Origin of the sequence: Streptomyces sp. NBC_00286 (assembly GCF_036173125.1) — a bacterium.
In the GTDB taxonomy this organism is placed as follows: domain Bacteria; phylum Actinomycetota; class Actinomycetes; order Streptomycetales; family Streptomycetaceae; genus Streptomyces.
This window is the reverse complement of the sequence record NZ_CP108054.1, coordinates 8,020,617-8,034,219: the sequence shown is the minus strand read 5'-3', so window position 1 is coordinate 8,034,219 and position 13,603 is coordinate 8,020,617. Positions and strand designations below refer to the sequence as shown.

Genomic DNA, 13,603 nt, shown 5'->3' with positions numbered 1-13,603 from the left:
TGCAGGTCGGACGGTCAGGCCTTTGCCGTCCAACTCGGGTCGCGGCCGCTCAGGCCGATCGTGCGGTCCAGCAGAGGGGCTTCGGCCGGTACGGGGACGGGCGGGCCGAAGATTTCGGAGCTGTCCGGTTCGCCGGCCGCGGGGGCGAGGAAGTCGTGCGACGTCTGGAGGGCCGCCGTGTCGGGGGCGTAGTCCTGGCCTGTGGCTTGGGCCAAGTCCCACCCGTGGATGACGAGTTCGTTGGTGGCGACGAGGCCCGCGATCTCGCCGGGGAGGTCGACGCCGCCCGCTCGGGTCTCGCCGGTCCAGGCGGCCGGGTGGCGCCAGGCTTCGGCGAGTTCGGTGAGGAGCTCGGGGAGTTCGGTACGCCAGCGGGGCGTGACGTCCGGCAGGGAGGAGCCGGGATCCGTGTCCGTCGTCGGCCCCAGATCCTTTCGGCCGGCGTCCCGGAAGGCCCGGGCGAGCCCGACCAAGTGACCGAGAAGATTGCGTACGGCGTACTCCGGGCAGGGCGTCGGAGCGTCCAGCTGCTCCTCGCGCACGGCCTCCGCGAGGCGCGCCACGATGAGGGCCTGCGGCCCCAGGTCAAGCGTTGTCGATGTCGTATCAGCCATGCTCGGCTCCTCTTCTGACTCACTGGCTCATGGATGCATGGGTTCACGTGGTCACGTGGTCACGTGGTCACGTGGTCACGTGGTCACGTGGTCACGTGGTCACGTGGTTGGTCGCCGGGTTGTGGTCCGACTAGCAGCCCTGTCATGTAGACCGTCGGCCGTACGAAAAGTCATCGCTCCCGCTGCCGAGGTCATGCTCAGGGGGCTGGTCAAGCCTCCGACCTGCCGGGATCCTCGAAATATCCGGGCGCTCGGTGTCCGGGACCGCGAAGGGGAGCCGCGCCATGAAGGCGATCGTTCAGGATGCGTACGGATCAGCGGACCTTCTGCGACTGCGCGACATCGACCGCCCCGTCCCCGGCGACGACGAGGTGCTCGTCTCGGTACGCGCGGCCGGCGTCGGGCCGGAGGTGTGGCACCTCATGACGGGCCGGCCCTATGTGGCGCGGGTCGCCCTGGGGGTCCGTAAGCCCAAGAATCCGGTACGGGGCTGGGACGGCGCCGGGACCGTCGAGGCGGTCGGCGCCAAGGTGACCGACTTCAAGCCGGGCGACGAGGTCTTCGGCAACTGCGAGGGCTCATACGCCGAGTACGCGCGCGCCAAGGCCGCAAAGCTCGCCCACAAGCCCGCGAACCTCACCTTCGAAGAGGCCGCCGCCCTCCCCGTCTCGGGCATGACCGCCCTCCAGGCCCTGACCGGCAAGTCCCGCCCGAAGCCCGGCCAGCGAGTCCTGGTCATCGGCGCCTCCGGCGGCGTGGGAACGTACGCCGTCCAGCTCGCCACGATGTACGGCGCCGAGGTCACCGGCGTCTGCGGCCCCGGGAGCGCGGACTACGTCCGCTCCCAGGGCGCCACCCACATCATCGACTACACCCACGAGGACATCACCGAAGCCCCCCACCCCTACGACATCATCATCGACAACGCGGGCCTCCGCCCCCTGCCCGTCCTCCGCCGCGCTCTCACCCCCCGCGGCACCCTGGTCATCGTCGGCGGCGAGGGCGGCACCACCTTCTTCGGCGGCATGAGCCGAGGCCTGCGCGCGGTCCTCCTCTCCCCCTTCATCAGCCAGAACCTCAGCAACCTCATCTCCATCGCCCGCCGCGAGGACCTGCTGACCCTCAAGGACCTAGCCGAGAAGGGCCAGATCACTCCGGTCGTCGACCGCACATACCCTCTTGCCGAGGCGGCGGCTGCCATCCGGCATCTGGAGTCGGGGCATCCTCGGGGGAAGCTGGTGGTCACCGTCTGACGGCCCGATCAGAGTCGACCCGGACGTCAGTCCTTGACGTCCTTCACCGAGCTGGGCCCCAACTGTTCGGCATCGGCGAACTCCGGCATCGTCATGGGCTTGTCGAACAGGAAGAACGACTGGTTGGTCCCGACCGTGAACTCCATGTACGCGCCGGTCGTGGCGTCGAAGCCGTAATAGGCGTGGCACATCGAGCCCTCCGAGTACACGCCGTCCATGCCCGGCTGCTGCACCACCACCTTGCCCTGCCCCGAGGAGTCCACCCGCTCGGTCGGCGTGAGCATCGCGCAGCGCGCGACCGGCAGGCCCTTCATGATGAAGTACCCGTATTCGCCCTTGGCGTTCTGGATGTAGACGTAACTCAGCTTGCCCGGCTTGCCCCAGGTCTTGACCCACTTGTTGATGGCGTCACGGGTCGGCGAGTACTTCATCCGCCCGGCGGGCTGGTTCGCCACGAGGTGGTCGTAGTTCTGCTGCTTGGCCTTGTTCTCTTTGTCCTGACTGGAGTCGTCGCATGCGGCCAGCCCGACCGTCAGAGTGAGCGCCGCCGCGGACACCGCAACGACTCGCGCGATCCTGTTCATCCTGTACTGCCCCTTCCCTGGTTGATGGAGATCAGTAGGCGCAGGTCGTGTTGTCGGCGTCGGCATCCAGGCGGTACGGCAGATCCTCGTCTCGGAAGGGGGCGCGGTGCTCCTGGGCGGCCTTCGCGTTGTAGTCGTTGATGGACTCGATCCGCGTCGCCCTCAAGGCCGTGATGGACTGGTCGATCTGGCTCATCCGGGCATCCGATGCGGTCTCCCGCTCCTGGCTCAGCGCCTGGATGGTTGCCTCTGCGTTCTGTGCCGCCTCACACAGATCGAAGAACTCCTCATACGTCCCCTGGCGGAACTCGCCCGACCCGACGGTGTTCTCGCGTTCCTGAGCCTCGCCACGGAACGGGGCGGTGATCCACCCGGCACCACCGAAGACGAACGTGCCGATCAGGTACAGGCCCACAAGAACGACGATGCAGCTGGTGATCCACGCGCCGGTCCGCGCGCCCTCTCGCACAACCCCCATCGCGTTCCCTCCGGTCTTCCGTAGAGTTCTGACCAACGCGAGCCATGATGTGCGCCCACCGCCGGGACCGGTCCCGGCCCCAATCAGCCCGTTTCGCCGGTGCACCGCACGGTGACGTCCCCCTCGCGGGGTGCACCGGCCGGAAATGTGACAGTGAGGGGGCGAGCTGTCACATTCACGGATCTACCTGCCGGAGGGCGGAGCCGCACAGGTCTCATCGGCGCCGTGAGGGGTGATCTGACGCGTGTGCTCCCAACAGACGGGCGTCCGGAGCCAGTCGCCTTGGCTCCGGACGCCCGCTCCCTCAGCAGCCGCGATGATTCAGCAGGTGACGACCTTGCCGTACGAGCCAATGCTCCAGCTCTGCCTCGAGTACTGAGAGGGCTGGTACGTGTAGCAGCCCTTGTCGGGACCATTGTTGATGACGACCTTCAGGTGCATCGTCCGACCGCAGTTGTTGGTCACCGTCACGTACTTCTGGTGCTTGACGACGTCCCGCTTGATGCAGGCCGGAGCCGTCCCCGCCTCGGCCGCCGTGGCCGTGGGGGCCATGGCAAGGCCGCTGCCCAGGACGGCGGTGGCGAGGATGCCGAGTGCGGCGCTCTTGTGGAACCTCATGATGCCGTTTCCCTTCCGGAGTACTCGGTGTGCTGGCGTGAGCGGCATGTGGTGGATCAGCCGCCCGGTGCAACGCTCCGACTGTGCCGGGGTCCGGATACCGAGCGCCACGAAGATCCCCCCGCTTGGGGCCATCTGGGATGCCCCAGGGCCTGACCTGCTGGGATACGGACGCGGGTGACGCGATCGTGGGACGGGGCGTCAGGCCATCGCGAACTTGGCAACGTACTCGTCGAAGGGCTCGATGCCGACTTCTGCACGGAGTTCGTCCATGCGCTCCGGCTCTTCACACGGCCACGGCACCGGCGCCCCGTCCTTCACTCCGGCGATCTGAGTGCCGTAGATCTGCTTGCGGCCCTCGTTGACCAGCGTGCGGTCGCGCAGAAAGGCCAGCTCGCGTGGGCTGGCCGAGCCTGCCGCCACCGCCTGCTGCATCAGCTGGAGGGCGCGTCGCTGAACGTCGAGCTGCCGGTCGGCGTGCTGGGCGACCAGCCACGCTGCGCGCGCGGCCTCCTCACCGACCAGTTCCTCCGTCGGCCAGCCATACTCATCCATGATCTCGCCGAGCCGATCACCGTGCTGCGCGGTCAGCCGCCGCCAGGCCAACTGCTCGGCAGGGTCATCGCTGTTCGCGCGAACTGCGGACTGGTGATCCACCGCGGCCATGTCCGTGAGTTCCACGGCCAGCGCGGCAAGGTCATGCGCCACTCTCAACTCCCCAGTCAGATCAGTGCGTTGTGCTCGTCGCCCGCAAGCCTAAAAGCACAAAACAGGCGTAAAGATCATTCCGAGGAACGGTGACAGGCACCTTCGTGCACCGCGATAATGGATCTACCACCGGGGGCAGCCCAAGCGGCTAGTCCCACGCGAGGCGTTGACCGCCGGGGCCGACGTGAAGCCGCAGGTGCTCGGTAGTGGGCCTGCCTGCCGTGCGCCATGCAGTGATCTGCTGGGTGATGTTGTCCCAGAGCCGTGTGTGTCCAGCCTGGCGGACCATCCAGCGGTCGTTCGAGTCCTGGAAGAGGCAGGCCCAGGTCTGGGTGTCCACGTCGATGAGGACGTGATCGGTCCCGCCGTCGCGGGGCAGAGTGAGTCGCTGAGCATGAGGCGCTGCGAACTGGGCGATGAACCGGGTTGACCAGTCCTCCAACACATCGGCGCCCAGGGCCGCGGGCTCCGCCTCCGCCTCACTGAAGTCGGGGAGGATACCGAAAGGCGGCGGGATGTGGGGCCGAGCCAGCATGAACGAAACGTGTCCGCCGAGAACGGGGCCGCTGGCTGTGCCGTCCTCCTGCACGGTGAGGCGGACGAGTTCGGAGGCGTGCATCCTGCCGCCGACCGTTACCAGGATCTGTCCACCGGGGCGAGTCTGATCGACCCAGGCCGCCGGGACGGTGTGCACACCGCAGGTGACGATCACGCGGTCGTACGGGGCTTCTGCGGGATGCCCGTCCAGGCCGTCCCCCACCGCCCGCAAGGGGTAGCAGCCGATGCCCGCGAGGGCGATTCCGGCGCGGGCAGAGACTTCGGCATCCACCTCCACCGTGGTCACGTTCTCGTCTCCGACGACGTGTGCCAGCAGGGCGGTCGAGTAGCCGGTTCCGGTGCCGATCTCCAGGACGCGGGCCCCGCCGGTGACGTCCAGCTCATCCAGCATCCGCACGACGAGGCTGGGCAAGGTCGAGGAGGAGGACGGGGCAGCGGAGATGCGGCCCTCCACCTGGTCGGGGAAGACGGCTCCAGCAACCTGGGTCACCAGGCTGTCGTCTTCGTAGGCCCTGGACGGGCTGTCGATGGGGCTAGCGGGCCGGTACCAGCCGCCCCCATCGTGCTCGAACCAGCCCCGCGACAGGAACGCCTCCCGAGGCACCGATGCCACGGCTTCCTCCCACGCGGGAGTGCACAGGGATCCGGCCTTGATGAGGCGCTGGACGAGGTCCGCGCGCATTTGCCCGGACGATGAGGAGTCAGCAGTCACGTGAGGGCTCTCCGTTCTGCAGGAGTTCAGCGATGGCCGCGGTGATGGGCAGCCCGGCCGCTGCTTCCAGCCACGCCCATTGGCCGTTGGGGTTGCATTCCAGAAACCACCAGGTTCCATCAGCGGTCACAGCGAAGTCGAAAGCGCCGAAGCGGAGCCCGAAGGCCGCGAGGAAGGCGAGCAGGCTGCCGCGGATCTGCTCCGGACACTCCACAGCCTCATAGCGCAGGTTCCGGTACTCCGCGCGCCAGTCCACCACGCCGAGCGGCGCGGTGATGCGGGCGCAGAACACTCGATCGTCGACGACCACGGCGCGCACGTCGCACGACTTGGGCACGAGCGCCTGGAAGAGGTGGGCGCAGTGGCCCACCGTTTCGTCGAGTTCCCCGGGCTGCACCGGGGCCGCCCAGATGCCTGCCGGTTCGCCGTCCACGTCGTACGCGGCGGCGTGCAACGGCTTGTACACCGTGGGCTGTTCGGCCGCGAAGGCCTTGGCTTCGAGCGGATCGCTGGTGATCAGAGTGGCGGGGACGGTGAAGCCGACGCGGTGCGCCGCGGCCAATTGCGCGGGCTTGTACTCAGCGCGTGCGATGGCCTGCGGGTGGCTCAGGTACAAGCAGGCGGGGAGAGCACCGAGTACGCCACCCAGTCCGCGTCGGTTCTCCTGCGCGGCGAATCGCGCCTCCTGGGTGTCGTCGTCTGCGGTATAGATGTTGGGGCGTCGGTGGTAGAGGGCGCGTACGGCACCCAGGTCTACGGAGCGTTCCCCGACCGTGAGCCTGCCGCTCCACCCGTCCGAGCCCAGGCGGGCCGCCAGGATCGCCGAGGCAGGGAAGTCCCGCCCTGGGTCGAGGCGTAGGACGGGCACCCGGCGCCGGTTCAGTTCCGTGATGACGAGGTCCGCGGTCGCGTCTTCGTGCTGGGTGGACACAAGCACCGGGCGTCCGTCCATAGGCGTGCCTCCTAGTCCTGGCTCGCGTCGTGGCCGGAGTCGCCGTCCACCTTGCCGTCCTTGCTGACCTGGGTGGGCGGGTAGGTGTTGACGGACGTACCGTGCTTGCCGAGTTCGGCCGGCGTCATGCGGCCGTCGCCGCCGATCCAGTGGCCGGTCTGGGTCTGTGGGTCAAGTCCCGCGTACCGCCAAGGAGATGGCTCACTGTTACGCAGCGGGGCCATGCGGCGCATGCCCCACGGGACCGGCGGAGTGGCCGTCGGTTGCAAGGTGCCTCCTTGGTGTGGGCGGATACTGCCTGATTGAGCTGCAAGGGGGGAGGTCAGTCCCTGCCGGGGTCTGTCGCGAATCATGGCCGCCTCCAGGAGCGCCACGGCCGAGTGATGATCTCGCGGTACGTGTGGTGCGACGGGTGCCGCCCGCAGTGGTCCAGCACCCACTTCTGTGGCTCGGCGAAGTCCTCACTGGGCGGGGACGTCTCGCCGTCCACGGCGCACTGCATGGCGTACGTTGTCGGCTCCGCGTCGGGCTCTCGATCAGGTTCGAGCGTCCAGGCCTCGTACCGCAGGACAGCGCGCGGGCTCACCGTCCCCACCGCCCGTTGGCCACGGCCACCTTGGCGCTCATCTCCTCGGCCTGTGTGGGTGGGCGCAGTTCATCAGGCGGGGCGTCCCACTCCTTGCCTCCCTGAGGAGGTCGAAGCTGGACGTACGGACCTTCGTGGCCCATCACGATGCCCACTCGGGCGTTGCGTCTGTCCACCATCAGCGTCTGCACGGCCGGTTGTTCCTCGCTGCCGATCACCACCGCCCTCTCCTCTCCCTGAGGATGGGGCGACTCCGAACTGCACGGCTGTGCTGCTCGCACGTCGGTCGGCTTCTGTTCGTTCGCCATACCGAGAGCATCGCGATCTCGGAAGCTCGACAGAAAGGCCCAGCTGATTACCCAACTTGGGTAACATCACGTGAAGTTACGTACGACAACGTTGAGTAGTCCTCAGCCGTGGGAGCCTTGCGATGCCCGAGCCGCCCCGTCCACAGGAGCTTCCGGCCAGACTGCTCACCAATCCCGAGATGATCGACGCGTGCCGTGTCCGCGACTTCGCGCGGGTTTTTCGGCTGGTCAAGATCCATGCGGGCATCTATCCGTCGATGATCGCCCGCCGCTGCGACCTGACGCCCAGCCGCGTCGGCGAAGTGACGGCGGGCCGACGCCAGTTGGTCCACATAGATGTGATCGAGCGGGTGGCGGACGGCCTGCGGATCCCCGGCCACATGCTCGGACTTGCCCGGCGTTCCTGGGAGACGCCCGCAGGTCTGGCCGTATCCGAGCGGGAACCGCCCCGCCCCGACGAACCGCAGCCCGAGCCGGACCCCACCGCCCTTCCGGGGGCGGAGGCAGAAAGTTTCCTCGCGCTCACTTCACGGACCAGCCCACGTCCCTGCACTCTCCAGGCCTTACGGGCATCCATCGAGGACTACTGGCGCCGAGACGACCAACACGGAGGCGAAGCCCTGCGGCCGGCGGTCGTCGGCCAACTCCGGTACGTCGTGGGCCTTCTCAAGAAGGGCCGCCCCGAGCCCATCCAGCAACAGCTGTACGGCGTCGCAGCCGAGTTGGCTCGCCTCACCGGCTGGACGCACTTTGACGCACGCCAGTACAGCCAGGCCCGTACGTATTTCTCCGAGGCTCTTCAACTGGCCAAGGAAATTGACGACCGACAGTTCATGGCCAACGTGCTGGCGTGCATGAGCCTTCAGGCCACGTACCAGGACAAGCCCGGGGATGCACTGGCGTATGTCAACGCCGCCCAGGACGAAGCCCATAGCGCTGCCGGGACCACCCCGCGCGTGCTGTCGATGCTAGCCATGCGGGAAGCGTTCGCCCACGCCACCCTTGGCAACCAGACCGCCACGCACACAGCGATCTCCGAGGCCCACCGTCAGTTCGAGCAGAGCACGCCAAATGACCCCGACCCCGCATGGGTGACCTATTTCGACGAGCCCAAACTGATCGTGGACACCGGCATTGCCCACGGCCGACTCGGCGAGGCGGCCACTGCTGAGCTACTGATCACCGATGCCCTGCGCAGAGAGAACAACAGCACCAACCAGCGCGGCCGCGCCTTCCACGCCTTCTGGCTTGCCCGGACCCAGCTCCAGCAAGGGAAGTTGGACCACGCGTGCCACACGGCGACGGAGGCCCTGGAACGAGCAGCCGCGGTTGCGTCCCCGCGGGTGACAGGTCACCTCAGAGAGTTCTACGACCAGTTGGGCCCGTACCGGAGCGAGCCCGTGGCCGCTGCCTTCGAGTCCCGCCTACGGGAACTGCTCACGGTATGAGGCGGGCGGCTCTTCAGCTGATCGCCTCGTCCATGAGCAGGTAGAGGAGGCCGACGAGCGAGCCGCTGCTGACGATCTCACGACGGTCGATCATGCCCCGCACCTCGGCGAGGGGGATCCACTCGATGCGGTCGGACTCGTTCTTCTCCGTGGGCGGCCCGGCGTAGGTCGCGCCATCCACGCGGAAAACATGGTGCTGCGAATCGGTGATCCCGTTGGCCGGCTCGGCGTAGATAAGCGGCTTGATGGGGCCGGGCCGCCAGCCCGTCTCCTCCAGGACCTCGCGGGCCGCCGCCTCCTCCGGGGACTCCCCGTCCTCGACCAGACCCATGGGCAACTCCCAGGCCCAGGCGTCCGTGATGAAGCGGTGCCGCCACATCATCAAGACCTCTCGGCGGTCATTGACCACGGCGGCCACGGCCAGGTGCCGGAGGCGAACGACGTGGTACTCCCAGCGACGCCCATCCGGTTGCTGGACGTCCACCAGACAGAGATTCACCCAGGGGTTGGTGTAGATCTGTCGCTCACCGTGGGTTTTCCACTGCATTCCTGCGGCCCCTCTCGATCGGCCTCCAGGATCTCAGACCGATACAGCGGTAGACGGACGTTCGGATGCTTTTCTCGTCATTCCGACGAGATGCCTGTCTTGGAGGCCAGTGATCGGAGGCCCTCCGCGATGACAGTCAGGCCCGGTTGACGGCCCCTCCTATGAGGCCGGCCGACGGAGTAGATACTGGCCCCGAATGCCAGGCAAAGATGAGGAGCACGTCGGTGACCAGCGACAACCGCATAGGACCGCCCAAATTTGGCAGCGAACGCGACATGTTGCGGGCTTTCCTCGACTATCACCGCGCGACCCTCGCCATGAAGTGCGAAGGGCTTTGCGACGAGGAGTTGCGGCGGCAGTCGATGCCGCCGTCCACGCTGTCGTTACTCGGGCTGGTGCGGCACATGGCGGAGGTGGAGCGGGCCTGGTTCCGGCGGGTGTTCGAGGACCACGATGCGCCCATGGTGTGGTCCGACAAGGTCGACTTTCAGGCGGCGTACGACGCGAGTGCGTCGACCAGGGACGAGGCGTTCGGGGCCTGGGAAGCCGAGGTGGAGAACTCGCGTCGTATCGAGCGGGAGGCTGAGTCCCTGGACTTGGCCGGGTATCAGCCGAGGTGGGGCGAGGATGTGTCGCTGCGGATGGTGATGGTGCACGTGCTCCTGGAGTACGGCCGTCACAACGGGCACGCGGACTTTCTGCGTGAGGGTGTCGACGGGGCCGTAGGCGCCTGAGTCCGCAGGAGCCACCGGTCTCGCTGATGCTTTGACCGGGAAGGTTCACCGGGGTGGGCGGCTCAGGCCGCGGTGGTGAGGGTGGGGCGGCCGCCCGAGCGGAGGGCTCTCTCGCTGCGGTTGCGGCCCCGCTCTACCCACCGTGCGGCCGACTCGCCAGGATTCTGTCCACGGAAGCGAGCGCGCAGGGTGGTCCGGCGGCGGTTCCGGGAGCGACTGACGCGGGTGCCGGGAGGCGGCGAGCATGGGCAAGTGGATCGTGATCGTTCAGTGGGGTGACTACCAGCACGAGCTCAACCGCGGGGCGGAGAGCACGAAGGACCAGGCGCTGGAGGAGCTCCGCGCCGCCGCCCAGACCTATCTGCCGAATCCTGGGATCCAGGAGAAGTGGCGCCGGGTGTACCGATTCGCCGACCGCGAGTCGTACTTTGTGGTGATCAAGGGGGCAACGACGAAGTGGCGCTGCACCTTTCGCCTCGCGGAGCTGGTCTCGGACTCGACCGATCCGGCTGTGGCCGGCAAGGCGCAGGCGGAGGACACGGCAGCGGACATGGCTGCCGAGCCGCAGGACCGGGTCCCGCCCGGCTTTGGCTAGCTGAGGATGTCGAATACGTCGGTTCCCGATCGACGTGAGAGTGAAGGCACCACATCCCAGGACTCCAGGAGCACCCCATCGTGACCGTGACCGTGACCGTAACCGCGGATATGGCCATCTCCCTCGACGGCTACATCGCCGGCCCCAACGTCGCCCTCGACAACCCCGGTGGCGACGGCGCCGAGCCGCTCTTCGAGTGGATCCACAACCTGGCGAGCTGGCGGGAGCGCCAGGGCATGACCGGCGGGGAGGAGAACCGCGACTCCGAGCTGATGCGCGAATGGTTCGACGCCACCGGAGCCGTGGTCATGGGGCGGATGATGTACGACACCGGCGAGGAGTTCTGGGGCGACGACCCACCCTTCCGGACCCCGGTCTTCGTGCTCACCCACAGCCCCCGGCCGACCCTGGTCAAGGAAGGCGGCACCACCTTCACCTTCGTCACCGACGGCATCCACAGCGCCCTCGACCAGGCGAAGGCCGCCGCCGGCGACAGGAACGTCGACATCGCGGGCGGCGCAAGCACGGTGCAGCAGTACCTCCGGGAAGGGCTCATCGACGAGCTGCAACTGCACGTGGTGCCCGCCCTCCTCGGCGCGGGCCTGCGGCTCTTCGAGGGGGTGGGCGGCGGGCGGCGAAACCTCGAGCCGGTCAGGGTGGTCGACACGCCTCTCGCCACCCACCTGAAGTACCGCTTCGTAGAGTGACCCGGCACGAAGTCGAGCGATGAGGGGGTGCTGGGGTGCTCACGCTGATGGAGATCGCCGAGGACCCGGTTGTCCTGAGGCGCCGCCTGGACCTGCGTGAGGGGACGGAAGTCGTCTTCCGTCCCCTCACGTACACCGACGCCGAGCGCCTGGCTGGTTTCCTTGAGGGGCCTGTCACCCGAATCGAGGCGGCTGAGTACGCACGCCGGGTATGACCTCGCGGCCGCCCGGGAGTTGTGTGACGCGATAGCGCGTTACGACAAGCTCAGGCTGGTGCTGGAGGCAGTGCCGTCCGGCAGGATCGTCGGCCTCCTGGAACTCAGTCTTGCTCTCACCTCTGCGGACATCTCGCGCTATCAGGAGGCGGGCATCCGCCTCACCGAGACGACCGACTGCCGTTTCGGTCCCACCCTGGCCGATGACTACCAGGGAAGGGGGGTGGGGACGCTGGCCTTCCCGCTCGTCGCGGACGTCGCGCGGCGGCTCGGCAGAACGAGGATCATCCTGTGGGGCGGCGTCCTCGCCGACAACGCCCGCGCCATTCGCTATTACGAGAAGAACGGCTTCCGGCCAGTCGGTTCCTTCGCCGCAGCAGACGGTATGCCCTCGCTCGACATGATGTTCACGTCCTGATTTAAGGCAGTCGCCCGATCCCTTGCCCAGGTCCTTAGCCCCAAGATGACGGTCCATGACGACTTCGGGATCGGCATCGGCAACGAGTACGCCATGGGCAGTAACCCGTGTCCTGAAGAACCGCAACGCCGGCCTCTACCTGGGCGCAGCCGTAGTCTCCGGGTTCGGCTCGTCGGCGATGTGGCTCCCGTGCGTGCTGATCGCAGCCCTCACCGCGGTTCGGCGCGAGACACCGGACGACCTTCTCGGCCGTACGACCGCGACCGCCAACACGCTGATGTTCGCCCCGAACGCCGTGGGACTCGCGCCGGGCGCCGGCCTGTCGAACTGGTCGACTACCAGGTGCTGTTGGTGGCGCTCGGGCTGATCCGGCTGGTGACGGTCGTACCGTTGCTCAGGCGTCAGCCGAGCCGTGCGAGCGCCTCCGCCACGAGTGACAGGTCCTCGTCGGACGCCAACCCCGCGTGATACAGCCGTACTTCGGTGGCTCCCAGCTCGACCGCCCGTGCCACGTCCTCCGCGAGCGTGCCCGGGCTGCCGCCCATGCCGCGCACGACGGGGAAATTGGCTGCCAGCACACTCCTCTCAACAGCCTGCTCGGCGAAGGGAGTCAGCAACTCGGGCCCTCCGGCACACGGCACGACCACGCCGTCGGCCACCGACAGGATGTGCGCGGGATCCACACCGGCGTTCGCGCCGACGTGGTACGAGGCCGGGTCCGCGTGCAGCAGGATCTGGAACCCATCGGGAGCGGCCGCGCGTACGGCGGCGACGGCTTCCGTCTGGAGGGAGCGGGCGACGGAGTCCCGCCACGCGCGCGAGGCCGTTGCGAGTTCGGCGCCGAGGAGCTTCTCCACCGCTTCCCAGGCTCCGGTGGGTGCCTCGCCCCGCCAGACGGGTTCCAGGGCGCGCCGGACCGAGGCCGCCAACTCGTCGGGGGCCAGGCCCAGTTGCGTATAGCCGTCGCGGCAGGAGGGGCAGAAGCACAGCGACATCAGGTACTGGCCGGCGTCCCCGAGTTCCACGCCGGCCGTCTTGTCGTGGGCGTGGAGGTGCGCGAGGCCGTACCAGCCGAGGGACTCCAGCTCTGTCCCCGAGGCACCGGGCCGCACCGCCGCCTCGACGGCCAAATCGACGAGGTACGCGCGCGTGTCGGGCTGTGCGATGCAGGGCGCCCAGGGATAGCGGTCTCCGTAGGCGTTCACCACGGAGGTGTCCGGGAACTCGTCCCCCATACGGGAGTTGTGCGCCAGCACCACCCAGGTGTGTACGTCGAGCCCGGCCTCCGCGAGGGACGCGGCGGCCTCCCCGTACGCGTCTCCGGGCGCCCAGTCCCCGGCCGCGTACGGCCTCAGCCGGCGCTCCTCCCAGCGCGGGCCGACCGGATAGAGCACGGCCGCGTGCCGGGCGGTGACGATGCGGTGCCGGGGGTGGCGGGGGGTCAGCGCGCGCGTGGAGTGGTAGGCGGAGGCGAGCGTCGCCTGGCGTACGCCCAGGGCGGCGATGCGCGCGGCGGACTCGGGGTCGCCGTTGACGTCCCACGGGTAGACGAAGGTGGACGCCTTCAG

Annotated in this window: 20 protein-coding genes; 8 read left to right on the top strand and 12 right to left on the bottom strand. The window is 68.1% G+C overall.

The window, feature by feature from the left end:
• Window positions 1-14: 14 nt before the first annotated feature.
• A complete protein-coding gene (locus OHT21_RS36360; protein WP_328772512.1) occupies window positions 15-614 on the bottom strand; it encodes a TIGR03086 family metal-binding protein in 600 nt (199 codons plus the stop codon).
• A 284-nt stretch (window positions 615-898) separates the two neighbouring features.
• Between OHT21_RS36360 and OHT21_RS36355 the strand changes: the two genes are divergently transcribed.
• Window positions 899-1,867, top strand: a complete 969-nt coding sequence (locus tag OHT21_RS36355; protein ID WP_328772511.1) for an NAD(P)-dependent alcohol dehydrogenase — start codon at window positions 899-901, stop codon at window positions 1,865-1,867.
• A gap of 26 nt (window positions 1,868-1,893) precedes the next feature.
• Here OHT21_RS36355 and OHT21_RS36350 read toward each other — a convergent pair whose 3' ends face one another.
• The 9 genes from OHT21_RS36350 to OHT21_RS36310 all read right to left on the bottom strand — a co-directional run bounded on the left by OHT21_RS36350 (window position 1,894) and on the right by OHT21_RS36310 (window position 7,242).
• Entirely contained in the window at window positions 1,894-2,451 is a 558-nt protein-coding gene (locus tag OHT21_RS36350) for a hypothetical protein (RefSeq protein ID WP_328772510.1), read from the bottom strand.
• A 31-nt stretch (window positions 2,452-2,482) separates the two neighbouring features.
• Entirely contained in the window at window positions 2,483-2,929 is a 447-nt protein-coding gene (locus tag OHT21_RS36345; protein WP_328772509.1) for a hypothetical protein, read from the bottom strand.
• Window positions 2,930-3,250: 321 nt separating this feature from the next.
• Window positions 3,251-3,547, bottom strand: coding sequence for a hypothetical protein (locus OHT21_RS36340; protein ID WP_328772508.1), 297 nt, complete (start codon window positions 3,545-3,547; stop codon window positions 3,251-3,253).
• A gap of 201 nt (window positions 3,548-3,748) precedes the next feature.
• Window positions 3,749-4,255 carry a DUF6624 domain-containing protein gene (locus tag OHT21_RS36335; protein ID WP_328772507.1) on the bottom strand — a complete coding sequence of 169 codons (507 nt, stop codon included), beginning with the start codon at window positions 4,253-4,255 and terminating at the stop codon, window positions 3,749-3,751.
• A 148-nt stretch (window positions 4,256-4,403) separates the two neighbouring features.
• The gene (tgmC, locus tag OHT21_RS36330) at window positions 4,404-5,525 is read right to left on the bottom strand and encodes an ATP-grasp peptide maturase system methyltransferase (protein WP_328772506.1); all 1,122 of its coding nucleotides are present in this window, start codon (window positions 5,523-5,525) and stop codon (window positions 4,404-4,406) included.
• Entirely contained in the window at window positions 5,515-6,477 is a 963-nt protein-coding gene (gene tgmB, locus OHT21_RS36325; RefSeq protein WP_328772505.1) for an ATP-grasp ribosomal peptide maturase, read from the bottom strand. Before tgmB ends, tgmC begins: the two co-directional genes overlap by 11 nt.
• Window positions 6,478-6,488: 11 nt before the next feature.
• Window positions 6,489-6,746 (bottom strand): putative ATP-grasp-modified RiPP, encoded by a 258-nt coding sequence (tgmA, locus tag OHT21_RS36320; protein WP_328772504.1) that lies wholly within the window; start codon window positions 6,744-6,746, stop codon window positions 6,489-6,491.
• An 80-nt stretch (window positions 6,747-6,826) separates the two neighbouring features.
• Window positions 6,827-7,072, bottom strand: coding sequence for a DUF7848 domain-containing protein (locus tag OHT21_RS36315; RefSeq protein WP_328772503.1), 246 nt, complete (start codon window positions 7,070-7,072; stop codon window positions 6,827-6,829).
• Window positions 7,060-7,242, bottom strand: coding sequence for a hypothetical protein (locus tag OHT21_RS36310; protein ID WP_328774354.1), 183 nt, complete (start codon window positions 7,240-7,242; stop codon window positions 7,060-7,062). Before OHT21_RS36310 ends, OHT21_RS36315 begins: the two co-directional genes overlap by 13 nt.
• Before the next feature lie 251 nt (window positions 7,243-7,493).
• Between OHT21_RS36310 and OHT21_RS36305 the strand changes: the two genes are divergently transcribed.
• Window positions 7,494-8,819 (top strand): helix-turn-helix domain-containing protein, encoded by a 1,326-nt coding sequence (locus OHT21_RS36305; protein WP_328772502.1) that lies wholly within the window; start codon window positions 7,494-7,496, stop codon window positions 8,817-8,819.
• Window positions 8,820-8,832: 13 nt separating this feature from the next.
• Here the strand turns inward: OHT21_RS36305 and OHT21_RS36300 are convergent, their stop codons facing one another.
• Window positions 8,833-9,366: an NUDIX hydrolase gene (locus OHT21_RS36300; RefSeq protein ID WP_328772501.1), complete on the bottom strand. Its 534-nt coding sequence runs from the start codon at window positions 9,364-9,366 to the stop codon at window positions 8,833-8,835.
• 224 nt (window positions 9,367-9,590) lie between these two features.
• Here OHT21_RS36300 and OHT21_RS36295 point away from each other — a divergent pair, with 224 nt between their 5' ends.
• The 6 genes from OHT21_RS36295 (at window position 9,591) to OHT21_RS44850 (ending at window position 12,402) form a co-directional block, all read left to right on the top strand.
• On the top strand, window positions 9,591-10,100 hold the full coding sequence (locus tag OHT21_RS36295; protein WP_328772500.1) for a DinB family protein: 510 nt from the start codon (window positions 9,591-9,593) through the stop codon (window positions 10,098-10,100).
• Window positions 10,101-10,344: 244 nt separating this feature from the next.
• The gene (locus OHT21_RS36290) at window positions 10,345-10,695 is read left to right on the top strand and encodes a hypothetical protein (protein ID WP_328772499.1); all 351 of its coding nucleotides are present in this window, start codon (window positions 10,345-10,347) and stop codon (window positions 10,693-10,695) included.
• Window positions 10,696-10,787: 92 nt separating this feature from the next.
• A complete protein-coding gene (locus OHT21_RS36285) occupies window positions 10,788-11,402 on the top strand; it encodes a dihydrofolate reductase family protein (RefSeq protein ID WP_328774353.1) in 615 nt (204 codons plus the stop codon).
• 35 nt (window positions 11,403-11,437) lie between these two features.
• The gene (locus tag OHT21_RS36280; protein ID WP_328772498.1) at window positions 11,438-11,617 is read left to right on the top strand and encodes a hypothetical protein; all 180 of its coding nucleotides are present in this window, start codon (window positions 11,438-11,440) and stop codon (window positions 11,615-11,617) included.
• A gap of 58 nt (window positions 11,618-11,675) precedes the next feature.
• Window positions 11,676-12,035 carry a GNAT family N-acetyltransferase gene (locus OHT21_RS36275; RefSeq protein WP_328772497.1) on the top strand — a complete coding sequence of 120 codons (360 nt, stop codon included), beginning with the start codon at window positions 11,676-11,678 and terminating at the stop codon, window positions 12,033-12,035.
• 55 nt (window positions 12,036-12,090) lie between these two features.
• Window positions 12,091-12,402 (top strand): hypothetical protein, encoded by a 312-nt coding sequence (locus tag OHT21_RS44850; protein WP_443050497.1) that lies wholly within the window; start codon window positions 12,091-12,093, stop codon window positions 12,400-12,402.
• A gap of 34 nt (window positions 12,403-12,436) precedes the next feature.
• Here OHT21_RS44850 and OHT21_RS36265 read toward each other — a convergent pair whose 3' ends face one another.
• The gene (locus OHT21_RS36265) at window positions 12,437-13,603 is read right to left on the bottom strand and encodes a hypothetical protein (RefSeq protein WP_328774352.1); all 1,167 of its coding nucleotides are present in this window, start codon (window positions 13,601-13,603) and stop codon (window positions 12,437-12,439) included.

What these genes read in the sequence shown, in the direction of transcription:
- OHT21_RS36345 (WP_328772509.1), bottom strand. Translation starts at nt 2,929, where the DNA reads ATGGGGGTTGTGCGAGAGGGCGCGCGGACCGGCGCGTGGATCACCAGC.
- OHT21_RS36355 (WP_328772511.1), top strand. Translation starts at nt 899, where the DNA reads ATGAAGGCGATCGTTCAGGATGCGTACGGATCAGCGGACCTTCTGCGA.
- OHT21_RS36300 (WP_328772501.1), bottom strand. Translation starts at nt 9,366, where the DNA reads ATGCAGTGGAAAACCCACGGTGAGCGACAGATCTACACCAACCCCTGG.
- OHT21_RS36310 (WP_328774354.1), bottom strand. Translation starts at nt 7,242, where the DNA reads ATGGTGGACAGACGCAACGCCCGAGTGGGCATCGTGATGGGCCACGAA.
- OHT21_RS36350 (WP_328772510.1), bottom strand. Translation starts at nt 2,451, where the DNA reads ATGAACAGGATCGCGCGAGTCGTTGCGGTGTCCGCGGCGGCGCTCACT.
- OHT21_RS36290 (WP_328772499.1), top strand. Translation starts at nt 10,345, where the DNA reads ATGGGCAAGTGGATCGTGATCGTTCAGTGGGGTGACTACCAGCACGAG.
- OHT21_RS36305 (WP_328772502.1), top strand. Translation starts at nt 7,494, where the DNA reads ATGCCCGAGCCGCCCCGTCCACAGGAGCTTCCGGCCAGACTGCTCACC.
- OHT21_RS36340 (WP_328772508.1), bottom strand. Translation starts at nt 3,547, where the DNA reads ATGAGGTTCCACAAGAGCGCCGCACTCGGCATCCTCGCCACCGCCGTC.
- tgmB (WP_328772505.1), bottom strand. Translation starts at nt 6,477, where the DNA reads ATGGACGGACGCCCGGTGCTTGTGTCCACCCAGCACGAAGACGCGACC.
- OHT21_RS36360 (WP_328772512.1), bottom strand. Translation starts at nt 614, where the DNA reads ATGGCTGATACGACATCGACAACGCTTGACCTGGGGCCGCAGGCCCTC.
- OHT21_RS44850 (WP_443050497.1), top strand. Translation starts at nt 12,091, where the DNA reads ATGACGACTTCGGGATCGGCATCGGCAACGAGTACGCCATGGGCAGTA.